This window comes from Tessaracoccus rhinocerotis, assembly GCF_007197885.1.
GTDB classification, from domain to species: Bacteria; Actinomycetota; Actinomycetes; order Propionibacteriales; family Propionibacteriaceae; genus Arachnia; species Arachnia rhinocerotis.
Map to the genome: position 1 here is coordinate 408,913 of NZ_VKKG01000003.1, position 13,486 is coordinate 422,398.

11 protein-coding genes are annotated in these 13,486 nt (G+C 70.3%); 4 read left to right on the plus strand and 7 right to left on the minus strand.

Going from position 1 to position 13,486, the window contains the following annotated elements:
• Positions 1-11: 11 nt before the first annotated feature.
• On the minus strand, positions 12-1,106 hold the full coding sequence (locus FOJ82_RS09975; RefSeq protein WP_143938319.1) for a DUF4432 family protein: 1,095 nt from the start codon (positions 1,104-1,106) through the stop codon (positions 12-14).
• A 199-nt stretch (positions 1,107-1,305) separates the two neighbouring features.
• On the opposite strand from FOJ82_RS09975, the gene FOJ82_RS09980 reads away from it, so the two are divergent.
• On the plus strand, positions 1,306-2,496 hold the full coding sequence (locus FOJ82_RS09980; RefSeq protein WP_143938320.1) for a glutamate--cysteine ligase: 1,191 nt from the start codon (positions 1,306-1,308) through the stop codon (positions 2,494-2,496).
• A 2-nt stretch (positions 2,497-2,498) separates the two neighbouring features.
• Here FOJ82_RS09980 and FOJ82_RS09985 read toward each other — a convergent pair whose 3' ends face one another.
• The 5 genes from FOJ82_RS09985 to FOJ82_RS10005 all read right to left on the minus strand — a co-directional run bounded on the left by FOJ82_RS09985 (position 2,499) and on the right by FOJ82_RS10005 (position 8,170).
• Positions 2,499-3,236, minus strand: coding sequence for a GAF and ANTAR domain-containing protein (locus FOJ82_RS09985; protein ID WP_143938321.1), 738 nt, complete (start codon positions 3,234-3,236; stop codon positions 2,499-2,501).
• 251 nt (positions 3,237-3,487) lie between these two features.
• A complete protein-coding gene (locus tag FOJ82_RS09990; protein ID WP_143938322.1) occupies positions 3,488-4,186 on the minus strand; it encodes a transaldolase family protein in 699 nt (232 codons plus the stop codon).
• Positions 4,187-4,314: 128 nt separating this feature from the next.
• A complete protein-coding gene (locus tag FOJ82_RS09995) occupies positions 4,315-5,682 on the minus strand; it encodes a leucine-rich repeat domain-containing protein (RefSeq protein WP_143938323.1) in 1,368 nt (455 codons plus the stop codon).
• Between the two features lie 309 nt (positions 5,683-5,991).
• Positions 5,992-6,924 carry an SDR family oxidoreductase gene (locus FOJ82_RS10000; protein ID WP_143938324.1) on the minus strand — a complete coding sequence of 311 codons (933 nt, stop codon included), beginning with the start codon at positions 6,922-6,924 and terminating at the stop codon, positions 5,992-5,994.
• Between the two features lie 58 nt (positions 6,925-6,982).
• The gene (locus FOJ82_RS10005; RefSeq protein ID WP_143938325.1) at positions 6,983-8,170 is read right to left on the minus strand and encodes a zinc-dependent alcohol dehydrogenase; all 1,188 of its coding nucleotides are present in this window, start codon (positions 8,168-8,170) and stop codon (positions 6,983-6,985) included.
• A gap of 125 nt (positions 8,171-8,295) precedes the next feature.
• Here FOJ82_RS10005 and FOJ82_RS10010 point away from each other — a divergent pair, with 125 nt between their 5' ends.
• The 3 genes from FOJ82_RS10010 to FOJ82_RS10020 all read left to right on the plus strand — a co-directional run bounded on the left by FOJ82_RS10010 (position 8,296) and on the right by FOJ82_RS10020 (position 12,733).
• The gene (locus FOJ82_RS10010; RefSeq protein WP_143938326.1) at positions 8,296-9,774 is read left to right on the plus strand and encodes an FAD-dependent oxidoreductase; all 1,479 of its coding nucleotides are present in this window, start codon (positions 8,296-8,298) and stop codon (positions 9,772-9,774) included.
• 118 nt (positions 9,775-9,892) lie between these two features.
• On the plus strand, positions 9,893-10,828 hold the full coding sequence (locus FOJ82_RS10015; protein WP_143938327.1) for a diacylglycerol/lipid kinase family protein: 936 nt from the start codon (positions 9,893-9,895) through the stop codon (positions 10,826-10,828).
• A 222-nt stretch (positions 10,829-11,050) separates the two neighbouring features.
• Entirely contained in the window at positions 11,051-12,733 is a 1,683-nt protein-coding gene (locus tag FOJ82_RS10020; RefSeq protein WP_143938328.1) for a hypothetical protein, read from the plus strand.
• Positions 12,734-12,737: 4 nt separating this feature from the next.
• Here the strand turns inward: FOJ82_RS10020 and FOJ82_RS10025 are convergent, their stop codons facing one another.
• Positions 12,738-13,478, minus strand: a complete 741-nt coding sequence (locus tag FOJ82_RS10025) for a fructosamine kinase family protein (RefSeq protein WP_143938329.1) — start codon at positions 13,476-13,478, stop codon at positions 12,738-12,740.
• Between the last annotated feature and the right edge of the window lie 8 nt (positions 13,479-13,486).

A 13,486-nucleotide genomic window follows, 5' to 3' on the forward strand; every position in this document is an offset into this window, starting at 1 on the left:
AGCCGGCGTCGTCAGTCCAGCGCGAGCACCTGCTCGATCAGCTCCAGCCGGCGGGCGGAGTCGGCGTCGGAGAGGAAGTCGATCTCGAAGCTCATCTCGACGCTGCCCATGCCCGGGATCTCGCGCACCATGCCGTCGCGCTCGGCGGCGAGGAAGCCGCGGTGGTGGGCGGTCGAGGGCAGGCAGAAGCCAGCGGCCTGCTCGTCCCCGGTGTTGGAGATCCAGCGGATGGCGTGGGGCAGGTGTTCGGTTTCGTAGCTGACCGACGCGGCGCGCCCGTCCGGGCGTACCTGCAGGAAGTGGGCCCAGCCGTCGTCGTCGGAGACGGGCGTCAGCACGGCGCAGTACTCCGGCACCACCGGCTGCGACTCGTGGAGGGTGTCGCCGGCGCCCAGGTCGGTCTCGATCCGGGCGGTGTACTCGGCGGTCTCGGTGTCCTGGCCGGGGTCGGGTGCGAGCTCGAAGTGGTCGGCGTCCATGGGGACCGTCTGGGCCAGGCGGGCGCCGTCGAAGATGGGCCAGTTCACGTGGCAGAGGTAGGAGTACCGGAACGGGTTGGTGCGCTGGTTGCTGATGCGGACGTCGAGGTCGAGGGCCGTGCCGCCGGGGCGGAGGGCGAGGAACGGCTCGAACACTACGTCGATACCGTGGCTCACGCGGTGCCGGAAGCTGCCGGTGATGCCCACCCACGAGCCCTCCGGGCCGTCGCCCAGCAGCAGCTCCGCCTCGTCGAAGCGACCGTTCGGCAGCTCGCCGTGGTGCGCGTGGGTGTCCTCAGCGGAGGGGTGCCCGATCCCGGTCAGGCCGCAGTGCAGCAGGAAGCCGCCGTAGGTCTCACCGAAGGTGGTGGAGGCGGCGGGCTCCTCGAAGTGGGTGACCATCGTGAGCGGCTCGCCGTCGACGGTGTAGCGCCAGACCTGCTGCCCGCGGAACGGGAGCACCACCACCTCGACGCGGTCCGTGGTGATGCGAACGGCCTCGACTCCGGAGTCGTAACGGAAGGTGCTGACGACGGCGTCGTTGGTGCTCACGATCACCCGCTCGGCGTCGGAGAACATCGAGGGGTGCAGGTGGACCGCGGAGGTGGGTACGTAGTCAGGGCGCATTTCAGGGGCTCCTTCGCCGGATCTGAGGGTGCCTCCATGCTAGCGGTGGCCCGCCAGGACCCTTGGAATGACCCCATCGCGCGTAGAATCGTGCGTCACGAGTCGAGAAGCTGGCTCCCCTTCCGAGGGCGTGCATCGTCTGCGCGTCCGCGGTCCATCGGGATGCCAGCGCTGGTGTCCCATCCAGAAGAGGTGGAGCATGCGGCGTTTCGGAGTTGAGGAAGAGTTTCTCGTGGTGGAGGCGGACAGCCTCACCATGGTCCCGCTTGGCGAGGACATCGCAGTGCAGCACCGTCGGATGGGGCCCCGCGACATCTCCGGGGCGGGAGTCGCGCGGGGACTGCTCGATCGGTGGGCGGCGAGGTCGCAGCACGAGCTCGAGCCGGAACTGCACCAGGAGCAGCTGGAGGTCGCGGGACCCCCGGTGCTGACGTTCGGTGCCCAGCTCGACTCGATCCGCATGGGTCGGGCGCTGGCGGATGCCGCCGCTCGGGAGAGCGGGGCCCGCGTCGTCGCGCTGGCCTCTCCCGTCTGGCGGCAGGAGCCGCATCTCACCCACGGCGACCGCGCGCGTGAGATCGGCTGCGACTTCGGGCTCCTCGCTGCCGAGCAGTTGAGCTGCGGAACCCACGTCCACGTGGAGGTGGCCTCCCGGCAGGAGGGCGTCCAGGTGCTGGATCGGATCCGGCCCTGGCTTCACGTACTGCTCGCGCTCAGCGCCAACTCGCCGTTCTGGTACGGCCAGGACTCGGACTTCGCGAGTTTCCGCTACCAGTCCTGGAGCCGCTGGCCCACGGCCGGCCCGTCGGACGTGCTGGGCTCTGTCCTGGCCTACGACTGCCGCACCCGCGCCCTCCTCCGGGCGGGGGCAGCGACCGACACGGGCATGCTCTACTTCGACGCGCGGCTGTCAGACCACTGCCCGACGGTGGAGGTCAGGATCGCCGACGTCTGCCCGGACGCCCGTCACACGGCCGGCATCGCGGCGCTGACCCGGGCGCTCGTGGCGACGGCCGCCCGGCAGTGGGCACTGGGGGAGGCCCCGTCGCAGGCGAGCACCGCGCAGCTGCGCGCCTGGGCGTGGCACGCGGCGCGGCACGGCCTCGGCGAGACACTCGGCACCCCGCACGGCGGCGCCCAGCTCCCCGCGCCGGAGGTGGTCTCGCAGCTGCTGGACCTCGTCATGCCCGACCTCATCGACGCCGGCGACGCGGACGACGTGACGCAGGTGGTGGCAGACATCGTCGACACCGGCAGTGGCGCCACCGCCCAACGCGCGGCCTTCGCCGCCCGCCGGGAACTGCGCGACGTCGTCGCCGCGGCACTGCGGCTCACCCACGGTGAGCGGCCGCCGGACGAGCCGTCGTCGCTCGGGCGCCTGAGCGCCTGAAGTCAGCCGCGGCGTCGCTCCAGCGGGAGCCGGCGCGTCTCGATGACCTCTTCGGCGATGTCGGAGATGCGCCGGTTGGTGCTCTGGCTGGCGATCCGCAGGAGCGAGAAGGCGTCCTCGCTGTCGACGTCGTGCGCCGACATCAGCACGCCCATCGCCATGGCGATGCCGCGGTTGGTGCGCAGCGCCTTCTCCAGCTGCTCGCTGCGGTCGCGGGTGATCACGGTGGAGATGCCAAGGGCGGCGTAGGTGGCGAGCACGGTTGTCATGGGGTGCGAGCTCGCGTCGAACGCCCCGACCTCGTCGGAATAGAGGTTGAGGCCGGCGGTGGAGCGCTCGTCGTCGAGCAGGTGCAGCGGGTGGGAGTAGATGCTGCGCACACCCAGCTCAGCCGTGGGCCCCGAGTAGCCGGGCCAGCGCGTCTCCTCCCGCAGGTCCTTGACGACGATGATGCGCTCGCTCGTGATGGCCTCGAGGCAGGGGCCGGTGCGGGCCTCGTACTGGATCTGGTCGACGCGCTTGGCCAGTTCGTCGGAGGCGACCAGGGAACGGAAGCGGTCCTTCTCCTGGACTGTGATGGAGCACCAGCGCGCACCCGGCACCATCGCGATCGCAGCCGCGGCTACGGCCTGGGCCATGGGCTCGTCGCCAGCAGCTCGGAGACGGGCGTTGAGGTCCTGCAACTGGGCCGCCACGTCGTCGAGCGAGGGAGTGGTGCTGTCATGTTCAGCGCTGGGCATCAATCCCTGCCTTCTCCACCGCGGGTCGCAGTGGCGTACCTCGAGGTCCGTGTGACACCCGAGCCCATGAGCCTACGCCGGGAGGGTCTCGGCATGGTCGCTTCGCTCCCTTCTCGACCAGCGGGAAGGGGCGGGGCGGATTGTCAACCCGCTGATATCGCGACCGGGAACCAGAATGAACTGTTTCAAAGGTGCCGCGCGAAGAGTTCCCGGTCGAAGTATCAGCGGGGCGGCGAGGTGACCGACCTCGGTCAGCGGACGTCGAGCATGAAGCCCTCGAAGTCTGCCACCGCCTTTGCGGTGAGGTCGTCGGTGAACAGGTCGTCGAGGACGTTGGGGGAGACGGTGAAGGTCCGCACGCCGATGTCGGTGAGCGTGACAAGGTGTTTGGCCGACTTGATGGACGCGGCCATGATCATCGGCCCGGACCCGTCCTGGGGGATGGCGCGCACCATGTGCTCGATCTCCTCCGTGCCGTCGAGGCCTGCGCGGAACATCCGGTTGAAGTAGGGAGCGATGTACTTCACGCCCAGAGCCGACCCGATCAGGGCCTGCTTGGCGGAGTAGACCGCCGTGAGCAGGACGGGGATGTCCTGGTCGCGCAGCCGTGAGATGGTCTGCGCACCGGTGACGGTGCAGGGCACCTTGATGGTCGCTCCGGGAGCGATCTCGCGGATCTCCATCGCGGAGCGATACTGCTCGTCGGTGGTCTCGCCCCAAGCCTGGAAGCAGACCTCACGTGCGCCCGCGGCCCGTGCCCACGTGTAGATCGACTCGATGTCGGAGATCTTCTGACCCGCCTCGCGCATCAGCTGCGGGTTGGTGGTCAGGCCGGAGAACATACCGATCTGCAGCCACGGCTCGGCGGCGGAGCGGTCGGCCGAGTCGATGAAGAAGCGGATGTCGCTGCCCTGTGCTGGACGCGAGTTGTCCCATGGTGTGGCGTTCATGACCTCGTTCTACCACCGGTCTCGCGCCCGGCGTGGCGGGTCCGCTCACATCGAGCACCTGCCCAGATCCACCGATGAGCCCGGATCTTGCGCCGTAGGAAACGCCGCCCTTTGGCGTCGGCCCCGAGCTACGGCCAGATGTCGATCACGCAGCCGCGGTCGTGCAGTGGCTTCAGCACCGCGCGATTGTTCACCGGGTTGCCCTGCAGCCAGAGCTCCTCCAGCTTCGGCAGGTTCTGCAGCCCGTCGACGCTGCGGATCTGGTTCCCGTGCAGGTACAGGAACATCAACCGGGGCAGCTTCGTGAGGCCAGCGACGGTGGTCAGCCTGTTGTCGTGCAGGTTCAGGTACTCCAGCCCGGTCAGCCGCGCGAACCCGGAGGCGTCGGCCACGGCGTTCTCGCCGAGGTCGACGGTGGTGAGCCTGGTGGAGGCGATGATGCCCCTGACGTCGGAGACCCGGTTCGCCTCGAGCAGCAGTCGGTCGAGCGCGGGCAGCGAGCCGGTGACCCCGGTGTAGGCGTTTCGGGAGAGGTTGAGCTCGGTCAAGGTCCGGGGCAGGGTGTTGAGGTCGAGGTTGCCGGCGAGCTTGTTGGCCCACGCGTCCAGCGCCTCGAGCGCCGGCGTCGCGGTGAGGCCGACCAGGGAAGTCAGCGCGTTGGCGCTGACGTCGAGCCAGGTCAGGTTCGGCAGCGTCGGCAGGCCGGAGAGGGTGGTCAGCGCGTTGTCGTTGAGGCTCAGCGACTCGAGCGTCGGCAGGCTCGGCAACCCCTTCAGGCTCGTCAGGGCGTTGTCCATCAGGCTCAGGTCCCCCAGCGCTGGCATGGCGGGCATGCCCTGCAGAGTCTTGACGCCGCGCGAGTCGCACCACAGCGCCTTGATCGCCGCCAGACTGCCGTACTCCACCATCGCCTCCGCGACGCAACCGCGCAGAGCGGGGTCGACGATGCGGTCCAGCTCGTCGGTCGAGCGCGGCGGCGCCGGCGTGAAGCGCACGATGCTGTTGAACACCCACTTGCGCACGCTGCGGTAGGCGGTGGCCCCGCGCGGGGTCCGGAAGGCCTCGATGACGCTGGAGAACGTGTAGCTGCGGCAGCCGTTGCCGCCCGTCTTGGCGGTGTCGCACTCGGTGCGCCACTGGCGACCGTCGTCGCCCGTCCACTGCGCAGTGCCGCGCACGGCGCCGTCCGCGCCCAGCGGGTTCCTGCGCCACAGGGAGCGCGGCGACGCGGCGTAGGTCAGGTTGTTGAAGGTCCAGTCGGTGGTGCTCTGGTAGCGGCCGTCGACGTACTTGATCGTGGTGGCCTTGATCTCGGTCCAGCATCGTCGGGTGGAGGAGTACGGCTCGCAGTGCGTGCGCCACTCGCGTCCGTTGACCAGGTGCGTGCCGTCGGTGGTGTAGAGGTCCTCCTCCGCGGCAGCCGGTTGCGGGGCCACGGCGAGGGGGAGCAGCACCAGCGCTGTCAGCGCAGCGATCAGGAAGCGCTGGATGCGCATTTGGCCTCCCGGGGAAGTGCTCTCGCGAGCGTCGGCGTGGGGCCGACACTACCCCCGGGTCGGGGCGATCCCGGGAGGGGGAGGGTTACACGCCGAGGGGGTCTGGGGAGGGGTCTCGACACGGCCGCTCGTTCCTCGCGGCCTACTCGACCAGCGGGGGCGGGGTCCTTCGGGGCTCGTTCCTCGCGGCCTACTCGACCAGCGGGGGCGGGGTCCTTCGGGGCTCGTTCCTCGCACCTCGGGGCCACCAAAGGGCCGACGCCCACCGAGCGGGGGATCTCAGTGGGCGTCGGGGCTTTGGGGAGTGGGTCAGGGCGTCGGTGTGCCGCCGTTGACGTTGAGGGTCTCGCCGAGCACGTAGCTCGACTCCGGCGAGGCCAGGAACACGTACGCGGGGGCCAGTTCCGTCGGCTGTCCGGCCCGGCCGAGGGCCGTGTTCTTGCCGAACTCGGGCAGCTTGTCCTTCGGCTGTCCGTCGCTGACCTGCAGGGGCGTCCAGAACGGCCCGGGCGCGACGGCGTTGACGCGGATGCCGCGCTCGGCCACCTGCTGGGCCAGGCCCTTGGTGAAGTTGTTGATCGCAGCCTTGGTGGCGGCGTAGTCCAGCAGCGTCGGCGAGGGGTTGTACGCCTGGATCGAAGTGGTGTTGATGATGGCGGCGCCCGGCGGCAAGTGCTTCAGCGCCGCCTTGGTGACGCGGAACATCGCGACGATGTTGACGTCGAACGTCTCGGTGATCTGGTCGTCGCTGATGTCCTCGAGGTTGCCCACCGCGATCTGCTTGCCTGCGTTGTTGACCAGGATGTCCAGCCCTCCCAGCTCGGCGACGGCCTTGTCCGGCAGTGAGGCGCAGAACGCGGCGTCGGCGAGGTCACCGGGGATGAGTGCGCACTTGCGGCCGTCGCGCTCGATGACGCCCTTGACCCACTGCGCGTCCTCCTCCTCGGCGGGCAGGTAGTTGAGGGCGACGTCGGCACCCTCGCGGGCGTAGGCGATGGCGACGGCGGCGCCGATCCCCGAGTCTCCGCCGGTGATCAGGGCCTTGCGCCCCTCGAGCCTGCCGGTGCCGCGGTAGGAGTACTCGCCGCGGTCGGTCTTTGGGGTGAGTTCGGCGTCGAGGCCCGGCTCGGGCTGGTCCTGCTTCGGGGGCTCGATCACCGGGTAGCGCTTGGCAGGGTGCTGCATGACGAGCTGGTCCGTGGTTTCCCGGGCCGCGTCGTCGTTCTGCTTTGAGTCAGTCATTTTCTACCTCCTCAGTTCGTTGGTCCACGCTACCCGGGCGGGAGCGTGGGACAAGGGCTCACTTGTCGGGATGGAGGACGACCTTGATGCAGCCGTCGGTCTTCTTCTGGAACATGTCGTAGGCCCGCGGTGCCTCGGTCAGGGGCAGGTGGTGGGTGACGAGGTCGTCGACGCCGAACGGGTCGTGGTCGAGCAGCACCTGGAGCAGCTCGTCGGTCCACCGCTGCACGTGGCACTGGCCCATGCGCAGCGTGATGCCCTTGTCGAACATGTCGAGCATGGGCATCGGGTCGACGGCGCCGCCGTAGACCCCGGACAGGGACACGGTGCCGCCGCGGCGGACGGAGGCGAGCGCGGTGTGCAGCGCGTCGAGCCGGTCGATCCCGGCGTGCTCCATGGCGGCCTTGGCGATCGGCTTGGGTAGCCGGGTGGCCGCGCCGATCACGGCGCCCGCGACGGGGTTGCCGTGCGCCTCCATGCCGACGGCGTCGACGACGCAGTCGGGTCCGCGGCCAGCGGTGAGGTCGTGCAGGGCGGCGGGCACGTCGTCGCAGTCATCGAGGTCGATGGTCTCGGCGCCGAGGCTGAGGGCCCGCTCGAGGCGTTCGGGCACGCGGTCGACGGCGAGCACCCGGCCGGCGCCCTGCCGCAGCGCGCTGGTCACCACGAGCTGGCCGACCGGGCCGAGGCCCAGGACGGCGATGGTGCCGCCCGGTTCGAGGCCCGCGAACTTCACGGCCTGCCACGCGGTGGGCAGGATGTCGGACAGGAACAGGAACCGCTGGTCGGGCATCTCGTGGGGGACCTTGACGGGCCCGAAGTCTGCGTGGGGGACGCGCACGAACTCGGCCTGCCCGCCGGGCAGCTGCCCGTAGAGCTGGGTGTAGCCGAACAGGGTGGCGCCCTTGCCCTGCGACGTGACCTGCGTGGTCTCGCACTGGGCGAACAGCCCGCGGGCGCACATCCAGCAGCGGCCGCAGGAGACGGTGAACGGGACGACCACGCGGTCGCCCGGGGAGATGTGCGTCACGTTGGCGCCGACCTCCCGCACGATCCCCATGAACTCGTGCCCGATGATGTCGCCGGGCGTCAGGAAGGGCGCGAGGACCTTGTAGAGGTGCAGGTCGGAGCCGCAGATCGCCGTCGAGGTGACCTCGACGATCGCGTCGGTCGGTTCTTTGATCTTGGGCTCGGGCACGTCCTCGACCGTCACGGTCTCTATGCCCTGCCAGGTCACAGCCTTCATCGGTGTTACCTCCTGGGGACACACAATCACGGCGAGGGTTCAACCGACCGAATAGCTGCCCCGGAGCAGCGATTCAGGTTCCGCGAAGCCCCGGCAGTGGCCGGGTTCCGGGGTTATGGTGAGGAATGGAATCCCTGTGGCAGGACACCCATCAGTTGGAAGCGTCCCCGGACGAACTCTCGCCCGGGGACCACTACGACACCGTCGTCGCTGGCGCCGGACTCACGGGCCTCACGACTGCGGTGCTGCTGGCCAGGTCGGGGCAACGCGTGGCCGTCCTGGAGGCTCGACGGATCGGCGCCGTAACCACCGGCGGCACCACCGGGAAGGTGTCCCTCCTGCAGGGCACCGTCCTGAGCGAGATCCGGCGGTTCCACTCCGACGACGTGCTGCGGGCCTACGTCGAGGCCAACCGCGAGGGCCAGGCCTGGCTGCGGCACTTCCTCGAGCAGAACGGCGTCGACGTCCAGGAACGCACCGCCTACACCTACGCGACCACGCCCGAGGGCCACCAGCAGCTGCGCGACGAACTGGCCGCCGCCCGCATCGCCGGCCTCGGCGCGCGCTGGGCCCCGCAGACCGAACTCCCGTTCGCAGTCCACGGCGCCCTCGAACTGACCGGCCAGGCACAGATCCACTCGATGGAGGCGCTCGGGGCCCTGGTGCGGGAGCTCCGCGAACGCGACGGGATGATCTTCGAGGGCGTCCGGCTGACCGACGCCGACAGCAGCTCGCCGGTGAGGATCGAGACCACCGGCGGCAAGCTCACCGCCGACAACCTGGTGCTGGCCACCGGGACGCCCGTGCTCGACCGCGGCGGGTACTTCGCCAAGCTGCTGCCCCTGCGCTCGTACCTGCTGGCGTTCCGCGTTCCGGGGGAGGTGCCGCAGGGGATGTACCTGTCCGTGGACAAGCCCAGCCGGAGCCTCCGCCTCGCCGACGTCGAGGGCGGCCAGCGGCTGCTCGTGGGCGGCAACGGGCACATCGTCGGACGGGGCGGCTCCACACGCCGTCGGGTCGAGGACCTCACCCACTGGACCCAGCGGAACTTCCCGGGCGCGCAGCGTACGCACGCGTGGTCGGCGCAGGACTACCGCACGCTCAACCGCGTCCCCTTCGTCGGCAAGCTGCCCCGCGGCGGCGGCCACATCTGGCTTGCCACCGGGTTCAACAAGTGGGGCCTGTCGAACGCCGTCGCCGCTGCGCTGAACCTCTCCGGTCAGATCCTCGGCGGCCACATGGAGTGGGCCGATACGCTCGGCCGACGCGTCACCAAGCCAGCCGGCGCGCTCGAGGCGCTGCGGACCAACAGTTCGGTGGCCGTCCACCTGGCCGGCGGCTGGCTGAAGGGCCTGGCAAACCCGGCTGACCCGCCGGTCGGCGGCGGGGACGTCGGTCGGCAGGGGGCCAAGCTGGTGGCGTCGACCACCTCCGGCGGGAAGGCGTGCCACGTCTCCGGAGTGTGCACGCACCTGGGCGGAGTGGTGGCTTGGAACGACGCCGAGCAGAGCTGGGACTGCCCGCTGCACGGGTCGCGGTTCGCGCCCGACGGCGCCGTCCTCGAGGGCCCTGCGACGATGCCGCTGCAGAACCTCGATACCTGACGGCCCGGCCAGGGGAGCCGATACTGTCTGTCCATCGGAGCCGGGATCCTTCGGTTCGAAACAAGCTTGGGTGTTCGTGCGCTGTGGGCTCGAACGGTGGCGTTGAAAGGACTGCGGGATGCGCGAACAGCACGTGGGTGTCGTCTGGAATCCGTCGAAGAAGATCACCCGGGAGGAACTCGAGGCGGCACTCCCGGACTCGGCGAACCTCAGGATCTCCTGGTACGAGACCAGCGAGGACGACCCTGGCCGCGGGGCCACGCAGCAGGCACTCGACGGGGGAGCCGACGTCGTGCTCGCGGTCGGCGGCGACGGCACCGTCAGGGCAGTGGCCGAGCATCTGGCTGCAGTGGAGTCGTCGGCCGAACTAGGGATCATCCCGCTCGGGACCGGCAACCTCCTCGCCCGAAACCTCGACATCCCGATCGACGACGTGCCCGCCGCCTTCGCCCGCGCTCTCGAGGGCGAGGCGGAGCCGATCGACATCGGATGGGTGGAGCTCACCGTCGACGGCGAGTCGCGGCGGCACGCGTTCGCGGTGATGGCAGGTCTGGGAATCGACGCGCACATGATCTCCGAGACCAAGGACGAACTGAAGGACAGGGCCGGCTGGTTGGCCTACGTCGAGTCCCTGGGTCGAGCCATCCCGGCCAGCGAGGTGATCGGAATGACCCTCACCGCTGGCGGGTCAGACCCGGTCGAGGAGCAGGCGCACACCCTGCTGGTCGGAAACTGCGGCACGTTGGTGGGCGGTGTGAACCTCATGCCGGACGCGGATCCGTCAGACGGCGAACTCGACGTCCTGGTCCTGAGTGCCGATGGCCTGGGCGGCTGGCTGGACACGCTGCGAAACATGGCGTGGGACAACGGACTCAAGCGGCTCCTCAGGCCCGATGCCACCGCAGACAGCAGCACCAGCACCACGCACAGCCGCGTGACGAACCTCAAGGTCGAGCTCGTCGAGCCGCGTTTGGTCGAGATCGACGGCGACGAGCTGGGCGAGACCGCCGAGATGGTGATCAACATCCAGCCGGGAGCCATCCGCGTCCGCTGACTCCCGTTGATCGAGTAGGGCGCCCGGCGCCCGTGTCGAGGCCACCCCGGACTCGCCGACGCCACCGTGCGCGACTCCGCCGGCCGGGTGGTGGCGGCCGCGTTGCCCCGCTCCCGTTGATCGAGTAGGGCGCCCGGCGCCCGTGTCGAGATCACTCCTGCACCCACACCCCCTGCCACACTAGGCTCGGCGCACGACCCGTCCCCCACGGAGAGAACGAGAATGCGCAGACTGCGGTTGCTGGTCCCGGTACTGGTGGCGCTGGTGCTGGCGCCTTTGACGCTCGTGGCGCCACAGGCGAGTGCCGACGTGGACATCTACACCACGCCGGGCTACCACGACGTCAACGGCCGCCGCTGGCACACGGAGTGCGAGCCGTACTCGCAGACGAGGCGTTGCACCACGAAGATCTGGGCCACCCAGGTCTCGCAGGTGGGCGGGCGGTTCGTGCAGGCCAACGACTGGGTCTTCAACAACCTCACCTATGCCGCGTCGGACCGCAGCCTGTGGAGTACCAACCCGCTCGCCGCCAACGGCGTCCCCAACGGCACGGCGTCGTGGACGGCGGCCGACGGGCGCAAGTGGCGCACCGAGTGCGACACCCCGGCCACGGGCCGCAACGGCTGCCGCTCCTACGTCGAGGCGCGTGTGATCGAGTCGTACACCAACCGCAACGGCACTCGCGGCTACCAGTGGACCACGAAGTGGATCTTCAACAACATCGTCCGCTTCCACCCGGGCTCGGCGGCCGCGTTCCCGACGGCCCCGCCGATGAAGCAGGCGCCGGCGTTCCTCAAGGGTCGCCGCCACTTCACCCTCGGCACGCTCGTCACCCAAGCCAGCACCGGATCGCAGTCCCGGGGCATCGGCCGGATCTCCAACATCGAGCTCGACCCGGGCGGCAAGCTCGGCACGTTCACGGAGCGCTACTGGGCCTACACCTTCGACATGGCCGTCGAGAGTGACTACGGCCAGTTCCGCGCCTCCATCCCCAACCTGCCCACCGGCTGCCTGCAGGGTGACAAGGACGTCACCGACCGTCGCGCCCTCAGCCTGCCCGCCCTGCGCTCCGGCGCGTGCGACGTCCGCACCGCGCGCTCGTTCCTGGCTGCCCCGACCGTGCGGCACGGCACCTACGAGGCGCTCTCGGGCAACCGCATCAAGCTCTACTGGCGCGGCACCCACGTCACCGAGACGTTCCTCGACGCGACGGCGCCCGGCCAGTCCTACAGCGAGCTGCGCCTGACCGCGCACGCGCACCCGAACGCCGTCGACGCCATCGGCTTCATGCTCGGCTCCACCCAGCCCCGGGGCGCCGGCCGCTCGCTGGTGCCCGAGATCAGCCAGCCGGTGTGGCAGCCGCCGCGCTCGGTGAACCCGAACGTCGTGTCCCAGTCGCAGTTCCCCTACAGCGCGGGCGGCGCGGACAAGACGATGTGGTTCCAGAGCGTCGGCAAGCAGAACCTGCAGGCGGCGCGGCAGGCGTTCCAGTTCGAGCACTACACCCAGGCCGGGGGCAGCAGCGGCTGCATCGTGACGCCGCCCGCCACCCGCGGATCGTCCAGCAACTACTGGCACTCCTACATGTGCCCGCTGGCCACCGACGGCAAGATGGTGTGGCACCACATGGTGGGGGCGCTGGTGGCCGACGGCAACGGCCTGTGCCCCGCCTACGAAGAGGGCAGCGACGCGCAGGCGCACTGGGCCCGCTGCCTGGCGGCGGCGCCGAGGGCCAGGGACTACACCATCCCCGCCCGCGGCGGCGGCCACGTGTTCGAGGCGCTGCAGGCGGTCGACGACAACAACCGGCTGGTCGGCATCATCGGCCTGGAGACGAGCCTCTACTCGCACAAGGCGTCGTCGCAGTCCCAGCTCGGGTTGTTCGCGACGGTTCGGGGCAACTGACCGCTCACACGTAGCGGCGGGCCGCGGCGACGGCCTGCGCCCCGTAGCCGCTGCCGAACAGGTTGGCGTGCACCAGCAGCGGCCACACCTGGTGGAGCTCAATCAGGTCCTCCCAGCCCGACGGCAGCTCCGCGGCCTCGGCGTGGGCGGCGTGGATCCGTCCCAGGTGGTGGCAGCCGAACAGGGCGAGCATCGCGAGGTCGGTGACGGGGTGGCCGCCGTGGGCGGCGGGGTCGATGACGACGGCGCCGTCGTCGGTCCAGATCACGTTGCCGGCCCACAGGTCGCCGTGGATGCGGGCGGGTGGGCGGTCGTCGTCGAAGTCCCCGGCCGCGAGCCGCTCGGCCAGCGCCGACATCACCGCGCGGCCGCCGTCGGGCAGGGGAGCGGTCCTGGCGAACGGTTCGATCAGCTGATGGGCCGCGTACTCCCCGAAGGTGCGGTGCGGCCGCATCGGCAGGCCCATCGAGCCGATCGTCAGGCTCTCCCCGCACTCGGGCGGCGGGCTGCCGAAGGAGGGCGCCCCGGCGGCGTGGGTCGCTGCGAGCGCCCGGCCGAAGTCCTCGGCCTCCGCGACGGTGGGGGAGCGGGGATGGAGCCGCTCCAGCACCAGGGCGTCGGGACGCTCCTCGAGCACCCCGACCACGCGGACGCCGTCGGCCGCGGCCAGCCAGCGCAGACCGGCGGCCTCGACGGCCAGCGCCCACTCGCGGTCGGGCTCGGCCCGCTTGATGAACGTCTCCATGTGCATCC